The 25,173-nt window shown below is 67.5% G+C and carries 24 protein-coding genes and 1 tRNA gene; 13 read left to right on the top strand and 12 right to left on the bottom strand.

Translation table 11 applies throughout. The features are described from left to right. The first annotated feature begins 3 nt into the window (after positions 1-3). The 11 genes from ACR81A_RS03225 to ACR81A_RS03175 all read left to right on the top strand — a co-directional run bounded on the left by ACR81A_RS03225 (position 4) and on the right by ACR81A_RS03175 (position 13,065). Positions 4-1,467, top strand: coding sequence for an SCO6880 family protein (locus ACR81A_RS03225; protein ID WP_440312572.1), 1,464 nt, complete (start codon positions 4-6; stop codon positions 1,465-1,467). A 10-nt stretch (positions 1,468-1,477) separates the two neighbouring features. Next, complete coding sequence (locus tag ACR81A_RS03220; protein ID WP_440312571.1) at positions 1,478-2,245, top strand: hypothetical protein; 768 nt, start codon at positions 1,478-1,480, stop codon at positions 2,243-2,245. Next, the gene (locus tag ACR81A_RS03215) at positions 2,242-3,720 is read left to right on the top strand and encodes an ATP-binding protein (protein ID WP_440312570.1); all 1,479 of its coding nucleotides are present in this window, start codon (positions 2,242-2,244) and stop codon (positions 3,718-3,720) included. Before ACR81A_RS03220 ends, ACR81A_RS03215 begins: the two co-directional genes overlap by 4 nt. Before the next feature lie 181 nt (positions 3,721-3,901). Next, positions 3,902-4,915: a DNA-processing protein DprA gene (dprA, locus tag ACR81A_RS03210; protein WP_440312569.1), complete on the top strand. Its 1,014-nt coding sequence runs from the start codon at positions 3,902-3,904 to the stop codon at positions 4,913-4,915. 75 nt (positions 4,916-4,990) lie between these two features. Then, positions 4,991-8,002 carry a hypothetical protein gene (locus ACR81A_RS03205; RefSeq protein WP_440312568.1) on the top strand — a complete coding sequence of 1,004 codons (3,012 nt, stop codon included), beginning with the start codon at positions 4,991-4,993 and terminating at the stop codon, positions 8,000-8,002. 162 nt (positions 8,003-8,164) lie between these two features. Next, positions 8,165-8,743, top strand: a complete 579-nt coding sequence (locus ACR81A_RS03200) for a hypothetical protein (RefSeq protein ID WP_440312567.1) — start codon at positions 8,165-8,167, stop codon at positions 8,741-8,743. Further along, on the top strand, positions 8,740-10,515 hold the full coding sequence (locus ACR81A_RS03195; RefSeq protein WP_440312566.1) for a TraM recognition domain-containing protein: 1,776 nt from the start codon (positions 8,740-8,742) through the stop codon (positions 10,513-10,515). The genes ACR81A_RS03200 and ACR81A_RS03195 overlap by 4 nt, the downstream gene beginning before the upstream one ends. A gap of 82 nt (positions 10,516-10,597) precedes the next feature. Beyond that, positions 10,598-11,056, top strand: a complete 459-nt coding sequence (locus ACR81A_RS03190) for a single-stranded DNA-binding protein (protein WP_440312565.1) — start codon at positions 10,598-10,600, stop codon at positions 11,054-11,056. Positions 11,057-11,070: 14 nt separating this feature from the next. Beyond that, positions 11,071-11,640: a hypothetical protein gene (locus tag ACR81A_RS03185; RefSeq protein WP_440312564.1), complete on the top strand. Its 570-nt coding sequence runs from the start codon at positions 11,071-11,073 to the stop codon at positions 11,638-11,640. After that, complete coding sequence (locus tag ACR81A_RS03180; RefSeq protein ID WP_440312563.1) at positions 11,637-11,852, top strand: helix-turn-helix transcriptional regulator; 216 nt, start codon at positions 11,637-11,639, stop codon at positions 11,850-11,852. Before ACR81A_RS03185 ends, ACR81A_RS03180 begins: the two co-directional genes overlap by 4 nt. Then, on the top strand, positions 11,815-13,065 hold the full coding sequence (locus ACR81A_RS03175) for a tyrosine-type recombinase/integrase (RefSeq protein ID WP_440312562.1): 1,251 nt from the start codon (positions 11,815-11,817) through the stop codon (positions 13,063-13,065). Before ACR81A_RS03180 ends, ACR81A_RS03175 begins: the two co-directional genes overlap by 38 nt. A 197-nt stretch (positions 13,066-13,262) precedes the next feature. Here the strand turns inward: ACR81A_RS03175 and ACR81A_RS03170 are convergent. The 5 genes from ACR81A_RS03170 to lysA all read right to left on the bottom strand — a co-directional run bounded on the left by ACR81A_RS03170 (position 13,263) and on the right by lysA (position 17,671). Further along, positions 13,263-13,336: transfer RNA gene (locus ACR81A_RS03170), tRNA-Pro, on the bottom strand. A 278-nt stretch (positions 13,337-13,614) separates the two neighbouring features. After that, complete coding sequence (locus tag ACR81A_RS03165) at positions 13,615-14,406, bottom strand: ATP-binding cassette domain-containing protein (protein WP_202383248.1); 792 nt, start codon at positions 14,404-14,406, stop codon at positions 13,615-13,617. Further along, complete coding sequence (locus tag ACR81A_RS03160; protein WP_202383247.1) at positions 14,399-15,361, bottom strand: amino acid ABC transporter permease; 963 nt, start codon at positions 15,359-15,361, stop codon at positions 14,399-14,401. The genes ACR81A_RS03165 and ACR81A_RS03160 overlap by 8 nt, the downstream gene beginning before the upstream one ends. Before the next feature lie 8 nt (positions 15,362-15,369). Then, entirely contained in the window at positions 15,370-16,302 is a 933-nt protein-coding gene (locus ACR81A_RS03155) for an ABC transporter substrate-binding protein (protein WP_440312561.1), read from the bottom strand. Positions 16,303-16,372: 70 nt separating this feature from the next. Then, complete coding sequence (gene lysA, locus ACR81A_RS03150; protein WP_440312560.1) at positions 16,373-17,671, bottom strand: diaminopimelate decarboxylase; 1,299 nt, start codon at positions 17,669-17,671, stop codon at positions 16,373-16,375. Positions 17,672-17,754: 83 nt separating this feature from the next. On the opposite strand from lysA, the gene ACR81A_RS03145 reads away from it, so the two are divergent. Next, on the top strand, positions 17,755-19,353 hold the full coding sequence (locus ACR81A_RS03145; protein WP_440312559.1) for a PucR family transcriptional regulator: 1,599 nt from the start codon (positions 17,755-17,757) through the stop codon (positions 19,351-19,353). Between the two features lie 16 nt (positions 19,354-19,369). On the opposite strand, the gene ACR81A_RS03140 is transcribed toward ACR81A_RS03145, so the two are convergent. Beyond that, on the bottom strand, positions 19,370-19,735 hold the full coding sequence (locus ACR81A_RS03140) for a winged helix-turn-helix transcriptional regulator (RefSeq protein WP_440312558.1): 366 nt from the start codon (positions 19,733-19,735) through the stop codon (positions 19,370-19,372). A 133-nt stretch (positions 19,736-19,868) separates the two neighbouring features. Between ACR81A_RS03140 and ACR81A_RS03135 the strand changes: the two genes are divergently transcribed. After that, positions 19,869-20,513 (top strand): NAD(P)-dependent oxidoreductase, encoded by a 645-nt coding sequence (locus tag ACR81A_RS03135; RefSeq protein WP_440312557.1) that lies wholly within the window; start codon positions 19,869-19,871, stop codon positions 20,511-20,513. A 40-nt stretch (positions 20,514-20,553) separates the two neighbouring features. Here the strand turns inward: ACR81A_RS03135 and ACR81A_RS03130 are convergent, their stop codons facing one another. The 6 genes from ACR81A_RS03130 to ACR81A_RS03105 form a co-directional block, all read right to left on the bottom strand. Continuing rightward, the gene (locus ACR81A_RS03130) at positions 20,554-21,582 is read right to left on the bottom strand and encodes a VOC family protein (protein WP_440312556.1); all 1,029 of its coding nucleotides are present in this window, start codon (positions 21,580-21,582) and stop codon (positions 20,554-20,556) included. Positions 21,583-21,628: 46 nt separating this feature from the next. Then, positions 21,629-22,309, bottom strand: coding sequence for a DUF305 domain-containing protein (locus ACR81A_RS03125; RefSeq protein ID WP_440312555.1), 681 nt, complete (start codon positions 22,307-22,309; stop codon positions 21,629-21,631). Beyond that, positions 22,306-22,983 (bottom strand): DUF3105 domain-containing protein, encoded by a 678-nt coding sequence (locus ACR81A_RS03120; RefSeq protein WP_440312554.1) that lies wholly within the window; start codon positions 22,981-22,983, stop codon positions 22,306-22,308. Before ACR81A_RS03120 ends, ACR81A_RS03125 begins: the two co-directional genes overlap by 4 nt. Before the next feature lie 105 nt (positions 22,984-23,088). Next, positions 23,089-23,556, bottom strand: coding sequence for a MarR family winged helix-turn-helix transcriptional regulator (locus ACR81A_RS03115; protein ID WP_237462946.1), 468 nt, complete (start codon positions 23,554-23,556; stop codon positions 23,089-23,091). A gap of 53 nt (positions 23,557-23,609) precedes the next feature. Beyond that, positions 23,610-24,536, bottom strand: coding sequence for a VOC family protein (locus ACR81A_RS03110; RefSeq protein WP_440312553.1), 927 nt, complete (start codon positions 24,534-24,536; stop codon positions 23,610-23,612). Positions 24,537-24,542: 6 nt separating this feature from the next. After that, entirely contained in the window at positions 24,543-25,121 is a 579-nt protein-coding gene (locus ACR81A_RS03105; RefSeq protein ID WP_440312552.1) for an NADPH-dependent F420 reductase, read from the bottom strand. Between the last annotated feature and the right edge of the window lie 52 nt (positions 25,122-25,173).

The raw sequence follows: 25,173 nt of genomic DNA, 5'->3' as shown, positions 1-25,173 counted from the left end.
TCAATGTCGAATCAGCAGAGTACGGTGGAGTTTGGGTTGCGGGCGGTGCAGTTCTCCCGCCTCACCCGCCGCGGCATCCTCCTCGGCCTCTCCCTCCCACAACTCATCGTCCTCGCCATCGGTGTCCTTTCCATCGTTAGCGCCCTCTACGCAGGCGGCGGCATCCTCCTCACCTGGACCGCACCCATCTGGCTCCTCTCCGCAGCCCTTGCCTGGACACCGGTCGGGAGCAGGAAGCTCATCGAATGGGTGCCCGTCACCTTCCGGTGGGTCGCCCGTACACAGGCCAGGCAGACCGTGTTCCGGCGCAGGATCGTGAAACCCCGCCCCGCCGGCACCCTCGCCCTCCCAGGCGATGCCGCAGCGCTCCGAGAGTGGGAAGACCCCGAGACAAGGGCGGCGATGATCCACGACCCCCACAATCAGACGCTCACGGCGATCATCGCGGTGTCGCATCCCGCGTTCGTGCTCCTCGACCCCGGCGAACAAGAACGCCGCGTCGCCACCTGGGGGCGCGTACTCGCCACGACCTGCCGCTCCGGGCGGATCGCCCGCCTGCAAGTGTGCGAACGCACTCTCCCCGACGGAGGCTCGGGGCTCGTGGAGTGGTGGCGCAGTCACGGCACGGATGACGGGTCGTGGACCTCGACGGTCTACCGGGAACTCATCGACCGTGCAGGCCCCGCGGGGGAACGTCACGCGACGACGATCAGTCTCGCCCTCGACCTGCGCGCTGCGGCACGTCAGGTGCGCACGAACGGTGGCGGGATCAAGGGGGCTGCGGCGGTGCTGCGGCAGGAGATGACGACACTCGTGACCGCGCTGCGTGCCGCAGAACTCACCGTCGGTGCTTGGCTCACCCCCAGCGAGGTCGCCGTGATCCTCCGCTCCGCGTACGACCCTGCCGCCGCGGCGCTCCTTGAACGTCACGGCGACATCGGCCGGAACCTCGCGACGGCGGGGCCAGTGGCGGTGACGGAGTCGTGGGACCGCCTGCGGTCAGACTCCGCACATCACGCGGTGCTGTGGATCAGCGAGTGGCCGAGGTCTCAGGTGTATCCGGGGTTCCTTGCCCCGGTGCTGTTGTCGTCTGGGATTCAGCGCTCGTTTTCGCTGGTGTGTACGCCGATCCGTTCGGATCAGGCCGCGAGGGATATTCGGAAAAAGAAGACCGAGCTGATCTCGGATGCGGCGCAACGCTCCAAGATGGGGCAGATCGAAGACGCCTCCCAAACCGCCGAATACGGCGACGTGCTCCAACAAGAAGCCGACCTCACCGCCGGGCACGGCGTCCTCCGCTACACCGGCCTCATCTCGATCAGCGCACCGACGCCGGAAGAGCTCGACACTGCGGTCGCGGCGATCGAACAGGCCGCGATCCAAGCATCCTGCGAAACGCGGCGTCTTGTCGGGCAGCAAGCCCAAGCCTTCACCGTCGCAGCCCTGCCGCTGTGCCGCACCGTCTGAGGAGTAACCGATGCCGACCTTTCAGAACCCGACCGCGGATGCGGCGGAAGCCTCCGAAGCCCTCCGGGGCCTCGCGCACGCCACTCGCGTGTTCGAGGAGCCTGCCGACACGTACACGGTGCTCGGTGATCTCCTCGCCGGGGTGCGATCACTCCGTCAGGTGCTCGATCAACTCGCGACCGCGCACGCCCGGAATCAGGTGCGTGCCTATGATGACACTGGGAACCAGGGCGCCGGTGCCAGTCACGCCCTCACCGCAGCCGCCGCACTCCGGCACGCGGCGGTGCTGCTGGATGGTGTGCATGAGCAGGTAGATGCGGCGATGGGCGCATCAGGACGCATCGCTTGGCGCCCCGCACCCTCAGATTCGGTGCCTTCCCGGTGGGTGGGGATCGTGTTCCTGCAAGGGCAGGATGCTGAGGAGGTGCTGGCGATCATCGACCGTGACGGTACAGAGGCGGCGATCGAGCATCTGGCCGGGTTCGACATGGGAAATGAGACCACGCAAGCGGCACTCGTCAACGGGTACGTCTACGACACCATCCCCACCGGCCCCTTCGACCGCACCGCTACACAGGGCGAATACACGTTGACGTACAACCACGACCACGGGCACGTCTCACTGCTCCGCACGCACCCCGAACCACGGGAATCGGCTGTCGGGGCTCAGGCAGCCAAGCGAACACCAGGACGTCGGCCAGCACGAGCGATTGAGGACGAGGATGACCCGTTCGCCCCGTCACGCTCGTCGTCAGTGTCGCGGGGGCGAGCACTGTGAGTGATCGGCAGAAGCTCCACACCGCGGCACTGGTGGAACCTGCCGGGGAACGCCGTAAGCTCCGGAAAGCCCGCAAGCTCGCGGCGGTGAAGATCGAGGCCGATGCCCGCAAACACAAGCAAGCGGTCGAGCGTGCGCGGATTGATTTGGAGCGTGCAGAACGTCGCAACACCAACTACCTCCCCGCAGCAGGCGAGCCAGGGGCGGCGGTGCTGCGGACTCCGGGCAGGTTTCGCCTGCCCCGCCACCAGGACACCTCTGCGACCCTCGCCGGTGCGTACCCGTTTCTCGCCGAAGGGGGCCTCGGTGCTGACGGGGTGTTCATCGGGCAAGACCTCTACTCCGGAGGCTCTTTCGTCTACGACCCCTGGACTCTCTACGCTCGCGGCATCATCACCGCCCCGAATATCGTGCTCGCAGGGATCGTCGGCTCCGGGAAATCCTCACTCGCGAAATCGCTCTACACCCGGTCGATCCCGTTCGGGCGCCGCGTCTACGTTCCCGGTGACCCGAAGGGCGAGCACACCGCTGTTGCGGAAGCCGTCGGTGGGCGGGCAATCGTTCTCGGCCATGGGCTGCGGAATCGTCTCAACCCGCTCGATGAAGGACACCGCCCCGGCGGCCTCTCGGACGTCGAATGGGCGGCGCAGGTTGCCTCTCGCCGCCGTGAGCTGATTGGCGCTCTTGCGGAGACGGTGCTGGATCGGGTGCTGTCCCCGTTGGAGCACACGGCGATCGACCTCGCTCTCCAAGACGCTGTCCGATCCAGCGAGGTGCCTATCCTGCCGATGGTCGTCGACCGCATCCTCACACCCGACCCCACAACCGACACCGACGGGCGACTCACCGAAGACGGCCGCCTCGTCGGACACGCACTCCGCCGCCTCGTCGCAGGCGACCTCGCAGGACTCTTCGACGGACCATCGACCGTCAAGTTCGACCCGTCACTCCCGATGGTCAGCCTGGACCTGTCGCGGGTGGCGGAGAACAGCACGCTGATCTCGGTGCTGATGACCTGCTCATCGGCGTGGATGGAGTCAGCGCTGATGGACCCGAATGGTGGGCACCGGTGGGTGATTTACGACGAGGCCTGGCGACTCATGGCCTACCCTGCACTCCTGAAACGCATGGATGCGCAATGGCGGTTAGCGAGGCATTACGGGATCGCGAACATGCTGATCTTCCACAAGCTCACCGACCTCGACAACGTCGGCGACTCCGGTTCCGCCATGCGCGCCCTCGCCAACAGCTTGCTGGCGAATGCGGAGACGCGGATCATCTACCGGCAAGAACCCGACCAGCTCGGAGCCACCGCTGCAGCACTCGGCCTCACCGGCACCGAACAGAAACTCCTCCCAGGTCTCGGCACCGGGCAAGGGCTGTGGCGGATCAAGGAACGATCCTTCGTCGTGCAGCACCAACTTCACCCGGCAGAGCTTGCCGCATTCGACACGACCGCGCGAATGAAGGGGTAACCGCTCAGGTTCAGGATTTCTGAAGCCTGTTTCCGCGTGATTCCGGCACTGTTCGCTGATCTGCGGAGTGCTGTGAGGGTGCAAGTTCCCGCTGCGACCGACTTCCTCTCGGTCACCAGCGTGGCATGGAGGTTCGCACCTATCTCTCGATTGATTCGCCACAACCGAGGGAGCAGAACCGATGGACACGATCACCGAGCTGGCAGCCGACGAGCGCACCGCGAGGATCATCCTCGCGACTGTCTCCGAACCAGGTGATGCGGTCACGGGGCAGATGATCCGCACCCTCGGTGCCACAGAGGTTGTCGCTCGTGCCGTCGCCGATGAGGTGCCGGTCGGGCCTGACGCTGACACCTGGCAGCGGCGTCTCGCCCCGCGCCTCGACGCGCCCCAGGTGCGGCGGGTGCTCGCGGAGACTGAGCGTCACGGCATGCGAGTGCTGATCCCCGGCGATGCGGACTGGCCGGCATCGGTCAACGCGCTCGGAGATCATGCCCCCGTCGCGCTGTGGGCGAAGGGCGACACCAGCCTGCTGACAGGGCCGGTGTGGGATCGCCTCACCGTCACTGGGGCGAGGGCGTCCACCGGCTACGGCGAACACATCACCACAGATTTGGTGCAGTCAGCAACTGCGGATGCTCGCACGGTGCTCTCGGGTGGAGCGTACGGGATTGACGGCGCCGCGCACCGCGCCGCTCTCACTTTTGGTGGCTCCACGATCGCGGTGCTCGCTGGCGGACTGGACCGCCCGTACCCGGCTGGGCATGCCGAACTCCTTGGCCGGGTCGCAGACGAGGGGCTGTTGTTAAGTGAGGTGCCGCCGGGGGCTGCGCCGACGAGGTGGCGGTTCCTGCAACGTGGCAGGCTCCTCGCCGCCCTCTCGGGCACGGTCTTGATCGCCGAGGCGGGATACCGCTCCGGCTCTCTTCATACCGCGGCCCGTGCAATGGAGCTTGGGCGTCCGGTCTGTGCGGTTCCTGGGCCGTTGACGAGTGCGGCGTCTGCGGGGTGTCACCGGTTGTTGCGCGACGGGCTCGGGTCGATCATCACCGGCTACGACGACATCCGCGAACTCCTCCACGGAGTACGCGACGGCGCGCACCGTGCGGTGCGAGAGCGAGCAGGACTCGAGACTGACCCGCTGGATCAGGAGAAGCCCGGGCCAGGCCGGAGGCCGCAGGGACCTGTGCTGTGAGGGTCTGGGTGGTGCACCTGCTGTGAAGGCGACCCGTGTCGGGTTGCTGCTCACCAGAACATCAGGAGGCATCTCGTGTCAGGATCACTCGCACACATTCCGCAGCCCGTGGCTGCGCCACCCCCGACCAGGCTCCGACGATGGCTGTCCGTGCTGCTGGCCCTGTTCTTGCTCGCGGGGTCGTTCGCGCTGAGTACGCAGCCCGCGCATGCGGCGAGTGAGGGCGTCGGCTACTGGTCTGACGGTGCGTTCCTCGGCGCGTACAACACCGGTGTCGACGGCCGGCAGGCGTATTGCGCCGACCTTCACGCCGCGCCTCCCTATGGGAATACGGCGGGGCCGGAGCGGATCACGTCGCTGGATTCGTTGTCTCGTCAGCAGCTTGCCGAGATGAACTATGTGCTGGATCGGTGGGGGCAGTCGGGTGACGCGAATGTGACGGCTGCGGTGGCGCTGTATGTGTGGTCGGTCGCGAGTCCTGGCATGTACAACTCGCATGGCATGTCCGGTGACGACTACTACGTCGCCCGGGCGCCGGCGTCGGAGCGCGGCACGATCCTTGCAAACCTCTCGACCATGCGACAGGAAGCGGCAGTGAACGCAGTCACGGATCCGTCGTTGTCGCTTGCGCTGGATATGACGGATCAGTACACCGGCGCTCTCACCGTCACCGCGCACCCGGCTTCACTGGCCGGGAGTGCGTCGCTCACGAATGCGGTGTTCTCGGACGGGGCCTCGACGCGGAATCTCGCCGTCGGTACGCACCCGATCACCGGCACCCCAGCCGACGGAGTGCCGTCGTACAAGATCGGCGCATCCATGACGGTGTCTGCTGCCGGGTACGGGGCCGCGCTCGACCTCTACACGACGCCCGGCGCGCAGCGCCTTGTCGCCGCTGTCGCGGGCTCTTCCACGGGCCTGTCGGCGTCGGTGGAGTCGCCGGTGATCGAGTTGGATTTCCAGCCGGAGATCACTACCCAGGTCGCCTCCCGATACGTCGCCGAGGGCGACGCGTTCCTGGACGGGCTCACTGTCACGGTATCGAAGGGCACCTGGATTCACCTCGACGGGAAACCGGTCGAGGTGATCGCGACCGGCACGCTGTATGGGCCGTTCGATGAGCAGCCCACCGAAGCCGACGCCCCGCCCGTGGGTGCCCCTGTCGCGGGCACCGAGACGGTGACGCTGACGGGTGCGGGGTCGTATACGTCGCCGGGCACGATCATCGCTCCGGAGTCGGGGTTCTACACGTGGGTGTGGGCGATCGACAAGGACGCGCACGGCGAGAACGCGAAGTACCTCACCGATTCGTTCACTGACCGGTTCGGGCAGGTGGCCGAGACCTCGGTGGTGCCGTTCCAGCCCATCGCCGTCTCCGAAGCCGACCAGCGCCTCGCCATCCCCGGTGATGCACTGACGGACACGATCACCGTGTCAAGCAGCAATGGTGCGTGGCTGAAGAAGGACGGCGTACACATTCCGGTGGTGTTCGAGGGCACCGCCTACCAAGTCCCCGGCACCCTGCCGCCCGCGCAGAACGCAGCGATCGATGGCAACGCGGTGCCCCTCGGGACCGTCACCGTCACGGCGGACGGCCCCGGCGTCTACACGTCACCGTCGGTGGTGGCTCCGTCGGGTGGGTTCGTGACCTGGGTGTGGGAGGTGAAGAAGGTCTCGCAGCCGGAGTGGGTGCGCGACTACCTCGCCGCCGACTGGCAGGACGACTACGGCATCAACGTCGAGACGACATCGGTGCGGTGGCCGATCACGGTGACCTCGCTGATGCGGGAGTACAACGTGCACCCCGGCGGGCGTGCGTTCGATGTCGTCACCGTCAGCGGGTTCCCGGCGAACCACGGTGACTTCACCGGCGACGGCTACTGGAACCCCGACCTCGATGAACTCCGTCACACCGTCTACGGCCCCTTCGCCACCGATATCGAGCTCACGGATGATCTCGACCTCACCGCTGCGCCGGTGCTGACGGAGCTCACGACGCCGGCACGGAATGGGGTCTACAAGCTCGGATACACCGATGAGGACAAGATCGTGCCGACCGAGCCGGGGTTCTATGTGCTGGTGACAACGTTCGAGGGTGACGATCGGGTGCAGCCCTATGCGTCGTCTCCGGCGGATGTGCTCGAACGTTTCTACGTCCCACCGACGAATGCTGAGGTGCCGGTGTCGGTGATCACGCAGGCCACACCGGAGGCGGCCGTCGGGGAACCATTCTCGGATACGGCGCTCGTGCAGGGCACGACGATTCCCGACGGCGCGTATCTGGTGTTCCGTGCGTACGGGCCGCACCCGGCGGAGGTCGGGGCTGTGTGTGAGTCACCGTTCTACGTCAGCGACGAGATCCCCGTCACCCAGGCCGGTATCTACCATTCCGGCACCACCACCGTCACCGAGCCCGGGAACGTCTACTGGGTCGAAACCCTATACGGCGCCGACGGCGCTGTGATCGCCGAAGGGGCGTGTGGGGCGCCGGGTGAGACCACGGTCGTCATCGAGCAGCCGGAAGAACTTCTCGTGAAGACGAACGCGGTGCCGACGGTGGTGTTGGGTGAGCCGGCGCATGATGTCGCAACCGTTACCGGCGCCGTGCCGGAGGGTGCGCGCCTGGTGTTCGAGGCGTACCGGCAGCAGACCGGTGAGGCGCTGTGCACGGCGGAGGAGCTCGTGTTTACCTCCGCCGTGATCGACCTGAATGGTCCCGGCGAGTACGCCTCGGATGAGGTGGTCTTCGATGAGACCGGTACCTATTACTGGGTGGAGACGGTGATCGATAAGGACGGTCTGATCTTGCACCGTGGCCTCTGCGGCGCACCGGATGAGACCACCACCGTCACCCCCGTACCGGAGGAGCCTGGAAAGCCGGGAGCGCCGGGTGAGTTGGCGCAGACCGGCGGTGGTAACTGGTGGCCGCTCGGTCTCGCCGGTGGCCTGATGGCCGCCGCAACCGGTGGGGTGCTGCTGTTCGGTCGCCGCCTCGCGATCGCCCGCGAACGCGACGGGTACGTCCGTGAAGAGGACGAGGCGTTCGAGGAGTTCAAGGCCCAGTTCGAGGGAGCAAAGGAGGACTAACCAAGGCTGCTGATCCGCTGGCGCCCCACTATGGCGGGTCAGCACGGGAGGGCACGAACCAACCCCCAGGTTCGTGCCCTCCCACCTTTCCGTCTTCTGCATCCATAGGGGACGCGGGCGCACCTACATGGCGACTGCCGTTCGTCTTGGAAGGACCCGCCCGTGACCCCGAAACCCCGCTACCGCCGCACCACCCCCGACACTCAGCCCCCGACGACGCCTGTGCCTCCGGGCGGTGGGCCGGTCGTGCTGCCGGTGGTGGAGTTCACCATCAGCGCGGACGGTGCAATGACGGTCACCGTCGACGGGGCACCGTACCTGCCTGAGCCGTTCGCACCGGGATGGCGTCGCGAATCATTCCCCGCGATTCTCGACACCCTCGCAGCCCGCTACCGCACCCCGCTGCGGGTGCAGGTTCGGGAAGCAGACGGATCGACGTTCACCGACATCATCACCCCACCACGCGAACGCCCCACCACGAGACCTTGGGAACGACCCGCGCCGGAGACGCTGACCCCGCCTGTGACTGCGGTGCCGCCGGTGCTGCATCAGGTCGCGGGTGCGGGGTTCGTACCGGGTGAGGATGTCGCAGTTGCGATCATTCACGCACACTCCGACGCCAGCCTCGATGGCACCGCCCGCGCCCTCCTCACCGCGCAGCAGGCCGCAACCGCGGTGACCGGTGAAGTAATTCTCCTCGGACGTGTCTCCGGCACCCTTGTCCTCAGCAGGCTCCCATGAGCACTCCCAGGCAAGGCGGGGCGCTCGGTGATGAGCTCGCGAACCTCGGCATTATCGCCCTCATCGCCGCCGCGGCCCTCGCCGTCATCCTCCGGGTAGCTGGCACGATCGCCGCGTGGGCGACAGGGATCGCACAACCGAGTGGTGGCATCGAAGCTGGCCTCCGTGTCCTCCTGCATCTCGCCAACCCGGGCACTGCGCTCGGTTCCGATGACCTGAACGCCGTCGTCTACTGGATCGTCGCGGGGCTGCTGATCCTCGGTGTCGGTGCGGCGGGCTGGTGGGTGTGGCGCACGTTCCGGGAGCACACCCGGCGCACGAAGATCGACCCTTACCGGATCGTCGGGATCGCAACCCGCACCGACGTCGCTACCGCAGCGTCGGAGAGGGCGCTGCTGCGCCGCGGCGGGCAACTCCGCCCCTCACTGCCAAAGCCCGAAGCGCAGGACGTGGGCTATCTCCTCGGTGCCTCGCGAGGCGTGAACGTGTGGGCGAGCGTCGAGGACTCGATCCTGCTGATCGGGCCACCACGCTCCGGCAAAGGCCTGCACGTCGTCATCAACGCGATCCTCGACGCGCCGGGCGCGGTCGTTACGACCTCCACGCGCCCGGATAACCTCACCGCCACTCTCACTGCCCGCAGTGCTGAGGGGCGGCCGGTGGCGGTGTTCGACCCGCAGCACCTTGCCGAAGGGGTTCCGGCGGGGCTCAGGTGGTCGCCGATTCGTGGATGTGATGACCCGTTGACGGCGATGATCCGCGCCACCGGCCTCGCCGCCGGCACCGGGCTCTCCGCTGGCGGTGTCGAGGGCGGTGACTTCTGGGAAGGGAAAACCCGCACCGCCCTCCAAGCCCTCCTTCACGCTGCTGCGCTTGATCACCGCACCCCGGCAGAGTTGTTCCGGTGGACGCTCGACCCTGCTGCGGCTTCCGATGCGGTCGCGATCCTTGCCGCGAACCCGCACGCTGCGACGGGGTGGGCGGACTCGTTGCAGGCGATGATCGACTCCGACCCCCGCACGAGGGATTCAATTTGGCAAGGAGTTTCGCTCTCGCTCGCTGCCCTCGCCGATCCGCGTGTGCTCGACGCCGTGAGTCCCGGCCCAGATGAGAAGTTCGACCCGGAAGAGTTCCTCCGCAAGCGCGGCACTGTGTATCTCTTGGCGACGGGGGCTGGGGCGAACAACAGTGCGGCGTTGGTGTCGGCGTTCGTGGAAGACCTCGTAGAAGCCGCCCGCCGCCTCGCCGCCAGATCACCCGCAGCCCGCCTCGACCCGCCACTGCTCCTCGCGCTCGACGAAATCGGGAACCTCGCACCGTTGCCGTCCCTGCCGACGTTAATGGCGGAGGGCGGGGGTACGGGGATCACGACGATGCCGGTGTTGCAGTCACTCGCCCAGGCCAGGGAGAAGTGGTCGGAAAACGCGGCCGGAGCGATCTGGGACGCCAGCATTGTGAAGATCATCCTCGGCGGAGCATCCAACAGCCGCGACCTCCAAGACCTCACCACCCTCATCGGCGAGCGGGATGAGATCACCGACTCCACCACCATCGGCGACCATGGCTCCCGCTCTGCACAACGCTCCATCCGGCGGGTAGCGATCATGCCGCCCGACGTGATCCGCACCCTCCCATTCGGCACCGGCCTCATCCTCCTCCGCGCAGCACCACCCATCGTCGCGAAGCTGCGCGCATGGACGGGCAGGCGGGACAGCGGCGAGCTCCGCGCACAGCGGGCCGTGGTCGAAGAATCCTTGCGTCAACGCCCGTAACCAGGTCAAGAGCGGGAACGTGCTGCGCACCTCTCCAGTGAACGGCGACCACCGCGGTCACCGTCTTTGAGAGGAGTACCCCATGACTATCGATACGCAGCAGTCCATCTCAGGGTTCATTGCCACACAGCCCCGGCTGAGTGTCGGTGAGAATGGGGTGTCGAGGTTTCACGCCCGTGTCGGCATTGAGCATGCTCGGCAGGAGCCTGATGGGTCGTTCACGCAGTTGGAGCCGACGTTCCATGACCTCGCGATCTTCCGCAAGACCGCAGAGGAAGCTGCAGCACGGTTCCGCAAGGGCGACCGCTTCGTCGCCTCCGGGCGCATCCACGAGTACACGTACGAGAAGGATGGGCAGCAGGTGCCCGCGGAGGAGTTCATCGCTTCTCGGGTCGGCCACGATCTCGCACGCACCCGCTACGAGGTCGACCGCACACCCCGACGCCCCAGCGTCGATCACGATGCGCCGAGCCCGGATGATCTCGGCCACGATGCGGCGACCCGCGCTCAGGCCACCCACCCGACACGCGCAAGCGTCTGACGGTGGCGATCGTCATGGACGAGAACACCACCGCAGACGACACGGTCGATGAAGAAGTCGAGTTCGATGCCGACTTCGAAGGGCCACTGTTGGTTGAGCCCCCGCATCCGATCAACTGGAACCTCCTCGGGCCCGAAGACCTGGAAGCGGAGTGGCTGGAACTGAACCGGTGGGTGCATTGGCTCCGCCGCACCTACGGCCTGCCCGCAGCCGTCATCCCACCGTTCTGGCATCACCACCCGGAACTGCTGTGGGAGCTCTCCGCCCTGCACCTGCACTGGCTGTGCTGCTTCGACGCGGAAAAGAGTGGTTCGGCACCGCTGGCCTGGCATCGAGACTTCGCCGACGCCAAACTTCGTCTTCGCGACTGGGTCGCCACCAACGGCACGCGCCTCGACCGTGACCGCCCCACCCGACAGACGGCCTGGCCCGGCGAAGCACCAGCACCTCAGGTAGAGGACGTGACCATCGAGGACCGGGAGACCGAGTTCATAGAGTTCGTCCTCGCCGAAGTCGAGAAGCGACGCGAGGAAGAGGACCAGTTCTACCGTTCCCTCGATCCGCGCACGGGCGAGATCTCATGAACGAGACCACAGTGCCAGTCGTGCAGTCTCCGTTGTTGCACAGTCGCGATGTCGCCACCTATCTGAAGGTGTCGGAATCGACCCTGTCGCGGTGGCGGTCAGCGGGGACCGGGCCGCCGTTCATCCGAATGAGTGGGATTGCCCGCTACCGGCTTGAGGCGGTCGAGGCGTGGCTTGCCAAGTTGGAACAAGATCATGCCGCGGAAGGGTGAACCGCTCCCGAAAGCAGATCCGAAGCCCGTGCCGCCCATCGGTGTGAAGGTTTCGACCGACATGGAGCGCCGTTCCTACGGCATCCGTGCCCGGGCGAGGTGGACAGACCCGATCACGAAACGCCGGGTGATCCGCTCAGAGATCGTCACCGACGAAGCAGCAGCACACGCGTTCTTCGATCAACTGCGTGACTCCTCCGTCAAGGGCATGGACACGGCCATGACGTTGACGGAGTTCGTCACCTCTATCGGCGACCGCTGGGCCCGGGGTCTTGATCCGACCTCCACCGGCGAGACCTATGGTTTCGGCCTGAAGCTACGGGTGCTGCCCGCGCTCGGGCATCTGCCGGTGACGCAGATCACAGCCGGGATCATCGACCGGACGATCGATGAATGGGAGCAGCGCTACGGGGCGTCAACGATCAAGAACTCCATCGCACCCCTCGTGCGGGTGCTTGACGAGGCTGTACGCGATGGGCTTCTCACGATCAATCCTGCGAAGAACCGGGCAAAGCGCAGCCTGAATCGCAATGCGTTTCGCACGCAGTCGGCCGAGCAGGCATCGCCGCGGGCGCATGCGATCCCGGATATGAAGACGTTGAACAGGCTCGCGAAGGCGTGCGGGAAGATCGACCAGTCCTACAGCGATTTCGTCATGCTCGCAGCCCTCCTCGCCGCACGCTCATCCGAGGTGTCCGGGTTGCAGGTCGGCGACGTGCGATTCGAGAAGAACCTCGTCGTCATCGCCCGCCAGATCTTCCCCGGCAAAGGCGGCCTCGTCACCAAACCCACCAAGAGCCGCAAAGAACGTCGCGTGCCAATTTTGGAGCCGCTGCGCCCGGTGCTCGAACGACTCACTGAAGGCAAAGAGCCCGACGATCAACTCCTGGTCGGGCCGAAAGGCGGGGTGCTGACGACGGCGACGGTCCGGGATGCGACGAACTGGGACAAGATCGTCGCGAACCTCGGCCTGCCCGACCTCACCCGTCACGGGCTCCGCCACACGGGCGCGACGTGGATGGCCGACGCCGGTGTCCCGCTGCACGTGCTCCAAGAGATTCTCGGGCACGCCTCAATGGAGACCACCCGCGGGTATCTCCACCCCGACGACCGACATCTCGCGTCTGCTGCGGAGCAGGCGAACGCGTTCCTCTCACCGTCGGGACAGAAGCGCCAGAACACCCGCAGCACCTCGTCGACGCGACGGCTGTGAGAGGCGAAAACGATGCCCGGAGCGGTTCTGGTCCCCTTTTGGTCCCCTTATCCACAGGCCAGCCCATTTCGACCCGATCTCCGGAGCCCAAGCGCCAGCTCGGAATCGGCCAGGGGGACCAGAGGGGGACCAACAAAAACCCGTCGGCAGAAACGATGAAGCCCTGATGAAACTTGCGTCTCATCAGGGCTTTTCTGTCGGGCTGACAGGATTTGAACCTGCGACCCCCTGACCCCCAGTCAGGTGCGCTACCAAGCTGCGCCACAGCCCGTGGCATCGATTTTCAGTTGTTTTGGGCCGTCCGGGAGGGGTAAACCCCTTAACCCCCAGTCAAGTGCGCTACCAAGCTGCGCCACAGCCCGTTGGTCACGATTGCTCGTGGACAACTCCTCTATCTTACCCATACTTTTGGTGGCCGCTGACCACGGCCGCAGGCCGGGCGCGTCGTGCCCTGAAACGGTTGCGCCCCGGTCGCCAGGACGGCGACCGGGGCACACACATCGTGCGGGATGGGGAGGCGCGGCAGGGCCGCACCACTCCCCGCCCCAACTACAGCACGCTCTGGAGGAAGCCCTGCGTGCGGGCGTGCTGCGGGTTGTCGATCACGTTGGCCGGGGCGCCAGCCTCGACCACCACGCCGCCGTCCATGAACACGACCTGGTCGGCCACCTCGCGGGCGAAGCCGATCTCGTGGGTGACCACGATCATCGTCATGCCCTCGTTGGCGAGCTCCTTCATCACGTCGAGGACCTCGCCCACGAGCTCCGGGTCGAGCGCCGAGGTGGGCTCGTCGAAGAGCATCAGCTTCGGCTTCATCGCGAGCGCGCGGGCGATCGCGATGCGCTGCTGCTGGCCACCCGAAAGCTGCGACGGGTAGTGGTCGGCCCAGGCGTCGAGCCCCACGCGGCGGAGCAGCTGCCGGGCCTCGGCCACGGCATCCGCCTTGTTGCGCTTCGACACGACCATGGGCGCCTCGATGATGTTCTCGAGCGCGGTCTTGTGCGGGAACAGATTGAAGCGCTGGAACACCATGCCGATGGAGCGGCGCTGCTTGGCCACCTCGCGGGGGTGCATCTCTCGGAGGCGATCCCCCTCCGGGCGGTAGCCCACGATCTCGCCGTCAACCGAGATGCGGCCGCCGTCAATCGTTTCGAGGTGGTTGATGCAGCGGAGCAGCGTCGACTTGCCGGACCCCGACGGGCCGAGCAGCACCGACACCTGGCCGGCGTGCACGTCCATCGAGATCCCCTTCAGCACCTCGAGGCTGCCGAAGTGCTTGCGCACTCCGCGGAGCTGCACGAGGGCGGTATCGCTGAGCTGTGGGGTGGTGAGATCAGCCACGGCGCTCCCCCTTCTTCTTACCCTGGAACTGGACGGCGATCGCGCCAGTCATCTCGCGCGCCTTCTGCAGCGTCGAGGTGGGCGCATTGCGCTCCACGCCGCGGCCGAAGTAGCGCTCGAGGTAGTGCTGCGGGATCGACAGGATCGACACGATGAGGAGGTACCAGATGCTCACCACGATGAGCAGCTCAACCTGCTTCAGGTTCTGCGCCGAGATCTGCGTGGCCCGCGTGTAGACCTCCATCACCGCGATGAGCGAGAGCAGCGAGGTGTTCTTGATCATCGAGATGAGCTCGTTGCCAAGCGGCGGGATGATGACGCGCATCGCCTGCGGCAGCAGGATCCGCACGAAGGTGGCGAGCGGGCTCATGCCGAGCGACGCTGCGGCCTCCTTCTGGCCAGCGTCGACGGACAGCATGCCCGAGCGCACGATCTCGGCGGAGTACGCGGCCTCGTTGAGCGTCAGCGCAATGATGCCGGCCACGAATGCGGTGAGCAGCACGTTCGTGTCGATCGACCAGAACACCACATCGGTGAACGGGATGCCGAGCGAGATCTTCTCGAAGATGAGGCCGAAGTAGCCCCAGATAACGATCTGCACGAGGAGCGGCGTGCCGCGGAACAGCCACACGTAGAAGGAGGAGAACGCGACTGCAACGGGGTTGCCCGACAGGCGCATCGCCGCGAGGATCACGGCGAGCACGGTGGAGATGATCATCGCGATTGCGGTGATGAGCAGCGTCACGCCGACGCCGGACACGATCTCCGGGTTGAACAGGTACTGGCCCACCACCGAGTAGTCGATGTTTTTGTTGGTCCAGAGTGCCTGGATGAACCAGGCGGCGAACAGGATCAGGGCGATCGCCCAGATCCACCGGCCGGGCCGCCGGAGCGGGAGGGCTTCGATGTCGAAGCTCCGATCCTGCTCCGGGGCCGTCACAGTTGCGTGCGTCATGGTGGTACTTATCCCTCCAGCGATGCGCCGTTGACGATCGCTTCTTCGGTCGCGAAGTTGCCGAGGTTGTGCTTCTCGAGGATGTCCTGGTAGACGCCATCGTCGATGAGCGACTGGAGCGCGAGGCGCAGCGCCTCGGTGAGCTCGGTGTTCTCCTTGAGCGTGCCGATGCCCGTGTACACGGGGTTCACACCGGCGGGGTACTCGGGATCCTCGACCATTTCGAAGTCCTTGCCGTCGCCTGCGGTGGCAACGGTGTAGGCGGCGACGGGTGCGTCAACCGGGTACGCGACCACGCGGCCGGCCTTGAGTGCGGTCTGCGGATCCTGCGCGGTGGGCAGCTGCTGGATGGTCAGCTCGCCCTTGCCCTCGGCCTTGCAGGTCGCGGCGAGCTCGGTGAGCAGGTCGAGCTGCGCGCTCGCCTTCTGCACGGCAACCGGGTGGCCACAGAGATCCTGCAGTCCGTTGATGCCCTCGGGGTTGCCCGCCTTCACGACGATGGTGAAGCCGGCGTAGATCTCCTCAATGAAGTTGAGGGTGCCCTCGCGCTCCACCGTGTCATTCATGCCCGACATGATGATGTCGAACTTCTTCGCCTGCAGCGAGGGGATGACGGTCTCGAACGCCTGGTGCGAGATTTTGAACTCGACGCCCAGCTTCTCGCCCAGTGCCTGAGCCAGATCGGGATCGAGGCCGGTCTGCTTTTCCCCCTCGAGCATGATGAACGGCGGGTAGGGGATGCCGGCTGCGGCGCGGATGACGCCCGCATCGCGAATCGACTGGGGCAGGGCCGCCTCAGCGGCCTTGTCGACGCCCGTGGTGAGCGCCGCGGTGTCGTCCTTCGCGGGGGCGGTGTCGCCGGTGCCGCCGCCGGAGCAGGCGGTGAGGCCGAGCGCTGCGACGAACGCTGCCGCGGCCGAGATCTTGATGAGCTTCTTCATGGTGGGTTCCTCTTCCTTGGGGAATCGTGGTCGGTGGGGTGGAAATTGAGGTCGGAATATCAGTGCGGGATCAGGAGGCCCAGGCCTCCTCGTTCGGGCCGACGTGGTGGCCGAGGAACTCGGCGTACGTCTGGCGGCGCACCGCGAGGCGGCTCTCACCGTCGCGGCAGAACACCACGGCGGGCTTCAGCGCTCCGTTGTAGTTGTTGGAGAGCGTGTAGCCGTACGCGCCGGTGGCGGCGAGCACGATCGTGTCGCCCGTCGCGGGGGCGGCGAGTTCGGCCTGATCGACGAGCAGGTCGCCCGACTCGCACTGGCGGCCCACGAGCTGTGCGACGGTATCAGGCTGCGCGCTCGCGCGGTTCGCCACGATGGGGGTGAACTCCATGTTCATGAGCGCGACGTTCAGCTGGTCGGCAAGACCACCGTCGACGGCCACGAAGGTGGCGCCCGTACGCTTCACGTTGTTCACGCGGTACGCGGTCATGCCGGTGCGAGCCACGAGCGAGCGGCCGGGCTCGATGATGAGGCGGCTGCCCTCGGGAAGCACGCGCTTCGCGGCGGCGGTGATCGCGTCGAGGTACTCGTCGAGGCTCGGCGCATCGTGCTTCACGTTGTAGTTCACGCCGAGGCCGCCGCCGATGTTGTAGACGGGGAACTCGCCGAGCTCGCGCACCGCCTCCACCGCGCGCTCGAACGGCTCGACCTCGAGCACCTGCGATCCGATGTGCAGGTGGAGGCCCACCACGTTGATGAAGGGGTGGCTCTCGAGCCGCGCGATGAGCTCCTTCGCCTGCGGGATCGGCAGACCGAACTTCGAGGTCTCGCCGCCCGTGGAGATCGCTTTGGGTACGCGGGGGTTGACGCCCGGGATGATGCGGATCAGCACGTCCTGCGGGCGGGTGAGCAGCGCGTCGAGGCGCTCCACATCGGCCTCACCGTCGAGCACGATCGCGCCGATGCCGGCGTCGACCGCGAGCACGAGCTCCTCGTGGCTCTTCGCGTTGCCGTGCAGGTGGATGAGCTCGGCGGGGGCGCCCGACTCGAGTGCGAGCAGCAGCTCGCCAGCGCCGGCGACGTCAATCGCGAGGCCCTCGGCCGCGGCGATCGCGTAGGCGGCGAGCACGGGGAACGACTTCGAGGCGAACGCGACCTGGCTGTTCGGCCAGCGGGCGGCGAGGCCCTCGCGGTAGGCCCGCATGCGATCGCGCAGGCCCTGCTCGTCAATCACGTACAGCGGGGTGCCGTATTGCTCGGCGAGTGCCGGGACGGAGCAGCCGCCCACCTCGAGAACGCCCTCGGCGTTGACCTCCGCGTTCGGGGGAAAGATCCGCTCGAACCGGGGATCGTGGAACCCGCTAGCTGCCACTTCGACACTCCTTTGTTTTCGTCAGTACCGACTGTAGAAAGCGAAAAGCCCCGCGCTTTTATCGAACTCGCTAATATTTACCCGTGTCTCTATCGAATTCGCGCACGAGTACGCTCTCCCCGCTGTCTACGGGTCTGCCCATCGGCAGCCTCGTCACGCAGATGGGGCACGGCGTGCTCACCGTGCTGCACGCCCCGCAGCACCCCGCAGCCCTCCTCGGGGTGAGCTACTACGACACCGATCTGCTCGAGCAGCAGCTCGCGGGCCAGCTCATCATGCTCACCGCGCACGCCGAGCTGAGCCCGGAGCGCATCGACCTGCTCTGCGAGCGGCTCGCGGCCGCAAAGGCGAGCGGCATCGTGGTGCGCTCCGCGGAGGAGCAGGGCGCCGCCGGGCTCATCGGCGCGTGCGTGCGCCACGGCATACATTTGCTTGGGATCGCGCCCAGCGTCGGCTGGCGCGAGTTCGACGCGCTGGTGAGCCGCCTGCTCGGCGAGCACGGTGCGGGCCTGCAGCTCGGCACGAACTCGGGCGATCGACTCTTTGCCCTCGCGAACTCGGTGGCACAGGCGTTCGGCGGCTCGGTGGCGATCGAGGATCACCGCCGCAACATCCTCGCGTACTCCGCACTGCCCGGGCAGGCGATCGACAGCCTGCGCGCGAACGGCATCCTCACCCGCCGCACCCCAGACGGCCCGCTCAACGAGATTCGCTACCGGCAGGTGTTCGCCGCCGACGGCATCTCCCGCTTCCCCACCGAGAACGGCTTCGCCCCGCGCGCGGCCCTCCCCCTGCGCGCCGGCAACATTCCGCTCGGCTCGATCTGGGTGATCGATCCGCTCGGCGACGATCTCGCAACCCCGATCCCGCCCGAGAAGGAGGAGGTGCTGCGCAGCGCCGCCGAGCTCGCCGCCGGGTACATCGTTGACGCGTGGCGCTTTGATCACGGTGATGAGCGCTCGCGTGAGACCGCGCTGCGGCGCCTGCTCTCGGGCACGCCGCACGAGAACGACTCAACCGTGCTCGGCGTGCGACCCGAGCAGAACTACCTGGTGCTGGCGGTCGACTGCGGCACAGTGCCTGAGGGTGATCTCTCCGAGGTGCGCACGGCGGCGTCGCGCCACCTCTCCGTGTACTTTCCGGGCAGCGTGTGCGCGGTGATGGACGGCGCAGTCGTGGCGCTTCTGCCGAGCAGCGCGACGGAGCCCGTGGTGCGCTCGCTTGAGCGGCTGCTGCCCGAGCTCACGCGACTCATCGGCAGCGCCGCGCACTGCGGGCTGAGCTATCCGCGAAAGCCGAGCGCCACGCTCGCGGCCGATGCGGCCCGCGCCGTGCGGGTGGCGGAGTGCGCGCGCTCGATGCAGCTGGCCATCGCGACACCGGACGAGGTGCAGCCGCAGCTGATCCTGCGCGCGTGCGCGGACGCGCTCGATGCAACCGACCTGCAGCTGCCCGAGGCGGAGCGGCTCTTCGGGCCCGACGAGCGCGAGACCCGTGCGACGCTGCTCGCCTGGCTCGAGGAGCGAGGCAGTGCGCCCCGCGTGGCCGAGCGGCTCAACGTGCACGAGCAGACCGTGCGGTACCGGATGCGGCAGGTGGCCAACCGACTGGACATCGACCTCGACGACCCCGATCGCACCCTGGCGCTCTGGCTGCAGCTGCGCCTCGCCGAGCTACAGTAGCCCGGCGAGCGGTGCGCTACGCGCTCAGGTCGTACGCCTCGCGCGCGGCGAGCACGCCCACCATGTGCGTGCGCGCCCAGTCGTCGAGCGCGCCGAGCGGACCCTGCAGCGTGCGCCCCGCCTGCGTCAGCTCATACTCCACCCGCGGCGGCACCTGCGGGTAGAGCGTGCGGGTGACGAGGCCATCGCGCTCGAGCGCGCGCAGGGTCTGGGTGAGCATCTTCTGCGAGACCCCGTCGACGCGGCGCGACAGCTCGCCGAAACGCAGCGGCCCATCACCGAGCGCGCCGATGATGAGCACGGTCCAGCGGTCGCCGATGCGGTCGAGCAGCTGCCGGGTGGGGCAGTCGCGCTCGTAGGGATCCCAGCTCTGATCAGTCACGCCTCGCGTCCTCTCCGGCACCGCACGGAACCTTGGTTACCGCAAAGTGCCTACTTTCGAGAATAAACATACTCTCTTATCGTAAGTATTGGCGGCTTCGTTGGGAAGCCCCGACAATGAGAGGACAGAACACATGGCACGCATCACCGTGATCGGCGGCACCGGCTACGCAGGCGAGAACATCGTGCGCGAGGCGGCCGCCCGCGGCCACGAAGTCACCGCAGTCTCCCGCTCACTGCCCGAGACGCCCGTCGATGGCGCCACCTACAGGCCGGCCGATGTGCTCGACGCGAGCGCACTCACCGCGGCGATCGACGGCGCCGAGATCGTGGTCGGCGCGCTCTCGCCGCGCGGCGCACTCGAGGGCAAGCTTGCCGACGTGATGCGCACGCTGGCCGCCGCAGCGCAGGCACAGGGCGCACGCCTTGGCGTGGTGGGCGGCGCGGGCTCGCTGCTCGTCGCAGAGGGAGGCCCCACCGTCTCCTCGGGCCCCGACTTCCCCGAGGCGTTCAAGGCGGAGGCCGAGACGATGGGTGAGGTACTCGCAGACCTCCGCGCCGGAGACGAGGCGCTCGACTGGTTTTACGTGAGCCCCGCCGCGAGCTTCGGCGCCTGGGCCGCGGGCGAGCACACGGGCACCTTCCGACTTGGCGGCGACGTGCTGCTCACCGATGAGGCGGGCGAGTCGAGCATCTCGGGCGCCGACTTCGCGCACGCCTTCGTCGACGAGATCGAGCGCCCGGCGCACTCGCGCCAGCGCTTCACTGTCGCCTACTAGCCCGTCGCTTACTCACCCGTCGCGTACTCACCCGTCGCCGCTACTCCCCCGGGGCGACCAGTCGAATCTGGTTGCCCCAGGGGTCGGCGGCGGCGATCCCACGCTCGATGCGCGTCACCTCGATGTCGGCCGCATCAAGCCGATCGGCCACCGCGTCAACGCTCGCGGCATCCGGCAGCGCGACGGTCACCGCTCCCAGCCCCACCTCGGTGCTACGCGGGCCCGCCCCCGCACTCATCCACGTGTTCGTGGCCAGGTGATGGTGGTAGCCGCCCGCCGAGTAGAACAGCGCCCCGTCGGCCTCCGACACCACATCGAAGCCGAGAGTGTCGGCGTAGAACGCGCGCGCCTCATCCAGGTTGCCCACCTTCAGGTGCACGTGCCCTACGGTGGCCGTGCCGCTCGCGTCGCCGGAGCCGTACTGGTCGATGAACTGATTGGGATCGAGCACCTCGCTACCCATCACCACCTTGCCGTCCTGCCACACCCACTCGTCCTCGGGCCGGTCAACGTAGAGCTCCACCCCGTTGTTCTCGGGATCACCGAAGTAGAACGCGCGGCTCACGGCGTGGTCGGCCGCGCCCTGGTAACTGTTCGGCGCCTGCTGCGCGACGCGGAGTAGCGTGTTCGCGAGCGTCGCCTCATCCGGGAAGAGAATCGCCGTGTGGTAGAGCCCGGCCTCCTCCGGCTGCGGCAGTGGCTGGTCTGAGGCGATGAGCTTGATCAGCGGTTCGTCGCCGAGCCCGAGGAGCACCTCATCCCCCTGCTCCTCCATCACTGTCATGCCCACGGCGTTCTCGTAGAAGCCGCGCACCGCGGCCAGGTCGCGCACCTTCAGCTCGTTCACCGACATGTGCGTCTCTTTGGGCAGGCCGTCGGCGCGCTCGCGCGGGGCACCGGCGGGCCCGCGCACCTCACCCGAGGTGGTCGTCGCCTCGGCTTCAGCGGGGGTGGCGCGGGCGGCGAACCACCAGATCGCGCCGATCGCGAGCGCGACGATGATCGCACCGCCGATGATCGCGGCGCGCATGCGCGGATTTCGCTGGGTGGTGCCGGTGGGTGCGGGCATGGTGGTGAGGTCTCTTTCGTTCGGGGTGTACGTCTCGGATGCTGCGCTAGGCCGCGCGCTCGGCGAGCATGTCCTGCATCAGCTGAATCTCGCTGCGCTGGGCGGCGACCATGCTCTTCGCGAGGTCGGTCACCACGGGCAGCGAGCTGCGCGCCACGACTGCTTGGGCCATGTCGACGCCGCCCTCGTGGTGGGCGATCATCAGTTCGAGGAAGCGGCGCTCGGCCGCCCGCCCCGAGAGCGACTCGAGCTCGTCGAGCTGCGCGCGCGTGGCCATGCCGGGCATCGTCTCGGGCACGAGCGCGGGATCGACGTCGGGTTCGCTCCCCGCCGCGTGTCCCGCGTGCGCACCGCCCTCCCCCGGAATGGGGCGATGCATCCACGTCATCGCGGGCTCGGGCGAGGCCTGCGGCAGCCCCCACGTGGCGAGCCAGCCGTACATCTGGCCGGACTGGCGGGCCTGCGAGGTGAGGATGTCGTACGCGAGCAGGCGCACGGCGGCATCGTCGGTGCGATCCCGCACCATGATCGACATCTCGACCGCCTGGTCGTGGTGCGTCTGCATGTCGCGGGCGAAGCCGGCCTCGGCGCTACGCGTCGAGGGCACCGCCTCGGTGGTCGCGGTCACCCGGCCGATCATCAGCGAGGCTGCCACGAGCACCAGCGCGAGCATGGTGCCGATGAACACCGTGAAGCCGATGCTGCGGCGAGCGCGCACTTCGTTCACGAAGCGACTCGGCCGATGCCCTCGACTGCGCCGGAGCAGGAGGCGCCGGGCTCGGGCGCATCCGCCGACTTCCAGTAGCGGTCGACGAACTGGCCGAGACGGGGATCGCTCGGGGTGTCGAACTCGATCTGCGCGCCCCAGGCGGACGCAACGAAGGGCGACTCGAGCCCGGGGTAGGGCGAGATGATCGTGTACAGCTCCGGGATGCTACTGCGCAGCTCGGCGAGATCCTCCTCGGAGACGGTGTCCGGGTTATAGGTCACCCACACAGCACCGTGCTCCAGGGAGTGGACCGCGTTCTCGTTGGGCTGCGGCGCGGAGTACACGCCGCAGTTCAGCCAGGCCGGGAAGTGGTTGCCGCCCGCGGGCGGGCTCATGCCGTACTCGACCTCGTAGTCGACCGGGTCCGGGCCGACGTGCACTGCGGGCAGGTTCGGGTACTCCTGCAGCCCCTCGATCGCGATGTCCTGCGGGCGCTGCCGCGGCTCGGAGGCCGTGGCGATGAACGTGACGAGCAACGCAACCACGGCGGCCCCGCCCACGGCGCCGCTCACGATGCCGATCTTGCGCCTGCGCGCCTTCGCCGCTTGCTCGCGCTGGTACTGCTGCACCTTCTCAGCGCGCCGCTCGGCCCGCTGCTCCTTGTTCGTCGTTCGCCCGGTGGATTCCGCCACAGTCTTCCCCGCATTCGCAATTGGTTGTTGCGACAAGCTTTTCGAACGCGGCTGGGAGTTTCGTGTCCAGACACTGAACAGACGCCGGGTGCGACGCGGGTGACGCTAGCTCTGGCGCTCCGCCAGGCGCGCGTTGATCTTCGCGGAGATCGCGCCCAGCGCATCGAGCTCATCCGAACTGAGCGCGTCGATTACCAGTTCGCGCACCAGCTCAATGTGCTGTGGGATCGCGCGAATGAACGCGCGTCGCCCGAGCGAGGTGAGGCGCGCGTTCGTGGCCCGCCGATCGTCAGGGCACGGCATGCGCTCGAGCAGGCCGCGCTTCTCCATCCGCGTGCACACGTGCGAGAGCCTCGGCAGCGTCGCCGCGGTCTCTCGGGCCAGGTGCGACATCTGCAGCGTCGACTCTGGCGCCACGTAGAGGGAGGAGAGCACGGTGAACTCGAAGTGAGTCATCTGCGAATCGCGCAAGAGCTGCGCGTCGAGCACGTTGGGCAGGAGCTGCGAAACCGTCACGAGCCCCAACCAGGCACTCGACTCCTGCGCGGTCATTCGCGGAGCGGAGGTTGTCATGCCCCCATTCCATCACCTCGCGCGACATCGCGCCCGCCGCCACCCCACACGGACTACCGCGCGAGCATCTCCTCGGCCCCCGCGCCCGGCAGCGCGAGCGTCACCGAGGTGCCCCACGGATCTGCGACCTCGATCGCTGCCCCGGTATCGGCGAATGCGATCCCACGCCCGGCAAGGCGCGCAGCGACCGCGTCGAGATCCTCCCGCGTGGGCAGCGTGATCGCCACGTCGCCGAGCCCGAGCGCAGCGGCGCGCGGCCCCGCACCCCGACTGTTCCACGTGTTCATCGCGACGTGGTGGTGGTACCCGCCGGCCGAGGCGAAGAGCGCTCCCGGGTGCGCGCTCGCGGTGGCCTCAAAGCCCAGCGCGTCGACGTAGAACTCGCGGGCGCGGGCCACATCCCCCACCTGCAGGTGCACGTGCCCCACGCCACCGGACTGGCGCTCAACCTGCGCGAGCACCTGTTCGTCGAGGTGCTCGGCGAGGTATCGATTGGGATCCAGGGCCAGCGTGTCCATGCGAATCTGGCCGTCCGCCACCTGCCAAGTGTCGCGCGGCCGGTCGACGTACAGCTCGATGCCGTTGCCTTCGGGGTCAGTGAAGTAGAACGCCTCGCTCACGAGGTGATCCGCCGAGCCCGCGAAGCGGCTGCGCTGATCCTGAGCTGTTCGATAGACGGTGGCGGCGAGGCTCGCGGCGTCGTCGAAGAGAAACGCGGTGTGAAAGAGACCCGCCTCGCGCGGGCTCGCCGCAGGGAGGTCCGGGGTGTGGACAAGCCGCACCATCGGCACATCGCCGCGGCCGAGCACGCGGTGCACCTCGGTGCGGTCCGCGCGCTCGGCGATGGGCACGAGCGCGAGCGCCTGCTCGTAGTAGCCGCTCATCAGCTCGAGATCCCCCACACGAAGCGTCACCGCGTCCATCGCGAGATCAGCCGAGAGCACCCGATCGTCCACCGAGCTATTCTGTGTCGCGCTCATGATGACTTACTCGGCGACGGCGAAGCCGCCGGTCCACGCGATCTTCTCGCTCGCGGCGAGGGTGAGCTGCAGGAAGCCGAGCGCCTCGAGCTCGTGCGCGCGCTTCAGCGAGCCCGCGTCGATCGCGCGGAGGCCGCCCGCGACGACGTCTGCGGCGAGCGCGGCCTTCGCATCGCCCGAGTCGCCCGCAATGAGCACGGTCGTGGTGGCATTCCCCACCGCGCCGGTCGCGAGGGTGGCCGCGAAGTTGGTGTTGAACGCCTTCAGCACGGCCGAGTCGGGAAGGGCGCGCTGAATCTCTGCGGTTGCGGAGCTTCCCTCGGGCACCACGAGCGCGTCAAAGGTCTCGAAGTTCAGCGGGTTCGTGATGTCGACCACAGTCTTCCCCGCGAGCTGATCGGCGTATGCGCCGAGGATCTCAGCGACGGCCGGGTACGGCACCGCGAGCACCACCACGTCGCCCGCCACCGTGGCGCCCGCACCCTGATCGTGCGAGATGTGGTCAACGGCGGCGCCGCCCGCCTCAAGCACGCCGCCGATCGCGGTCGCCATGTTGCCGGTTCCGAAAATCGTGTAGTTCGCCATGATCCTGTTCTCCGTTCTCGACCGTGGGGCGGACCCGCGGTGCATTGGTTGT

The sequence above is a fragment of the Leucobacter chromiireducens genome (genome assembly GCF_051993095.1).
Lineage (GTDB): Bacteria > Actinomycetota > Actinomycetes > Actinomycetales > Microbacteriaceae > Leucobacter > Leucobacter chromiireducens.
The sequence above is the reverse complement of the archived record's forward strand: the minus strand, read 5'-3'. Positions and strand labels throughout refer to the sequence as shown.

What these genes read in the sequence shown, in the direction of transcription:
- ACR81A_RS03225 (WP_440312572.1), top strand. Translation starts at nt 4, where the DNA reads ATGTCGAATCAGCAGAGTACGGTGGAGTTTGGGTTGCGGGCGGTGCAG.
- ACR81A_RS03220 (WP_440312571.1), top strand. Translation starts at nt 1,478, where the DNA reads ATGCCGACCTTTCAGAACCCGACCGCGGATGCGGCGGAAGCCTCCGAA.
- dprA (WP_440312569.1), top strand. Translation starts at nt 3,902, where the DNA reads ATGGACACGATCACCGAGCTGGCAGCCGACGAGCGCACCGCGAGGATC.
- ACR81A_RS03195 (WP_440312566.1), top strand. Translation starts at nt 8,740, where the DNA reads ATGAGCACTCCCAGGCAAGGCGGGGCGCTCGGTGATGAGCTCGCGAAC.
- ACR81A_RS03190 (WP_440312565.1), top strand. Translation starts at nt 10,598, where the DNA reads ATGACTATCGATACGCAGCAGTCCATCTCAGGGTTCATTGCCACACAG.
- ACR81A_RS03185 (WP_440312564.1), top strand. Translation starts at nt 11,071, where the DNA reads ATGGACGAGAACACCACCGCAGACGACACGGTCGATGAAGAAGTCGAG.
- ACR81A_RS03180 (WP_440312563.1), top strand. Translation starts at nt 11,637, where the DNA reads ATGAACGAGACCACAGTGCCAGTCGTGCAGTCTCCGTTGTTGCACAGT.
- ACR81A_RS03160 (WP_202383247.1), bottom strand. Translation starts at nt 15,361, where the DNA reads ATGACGCACGCAACTGTGACGGCCCCGGAGCAGGATCGGAGCTTCGAC.
- ACR81A_RS03155 (WP_440312561.1), bottom strand. Translation starts at nt 16,302, where the DNA reads ATGAAGAAGCTCATCAAGATCTCGGCCGCGGCAGCGTTCGTCGCAGCG.
- ACR81A_RS03135 (WP_440312557.1), top strand. Translation starts at nt 19,869, where the DNA reads ATGGCACGCATCACCGTGATCGGCGGCACCGGCTACGCAGGCGAGAAC.
- ACR81A_RS03130 (WP_440312556.1), bottom strand. Translation starts at nt 21,582, where the DNA reads ATGCCCGCACCCACCGGCACCACCCAGCGAAATCCGCGCATGCGCGCC.
- ACR81A_RS03115 (WP_237462946.1), bottom strand. Translation starts at nt 23,556, where the DNA reads ATGACAACCTCCGCTCCGCGAATGACCGCGCAGGAGTCGAGTGCCTGG.
- ACR81A_RS03110 (WP_440312553.1), bottom strand. Translation starts at nt 24,536, where the DNA reads ATGAGCGCGACACAGAATAGCTCGGTGGACGATCGGGTGCTCTCGGCT.
- ACR81A_RS03105 (WP_440312552.1), bottom strand. Translation starts at nt 25,121, where the DNA reads ATGGCGAACTACACGATTTTCGGAACCGGCAACATGGCGACCGCGATC.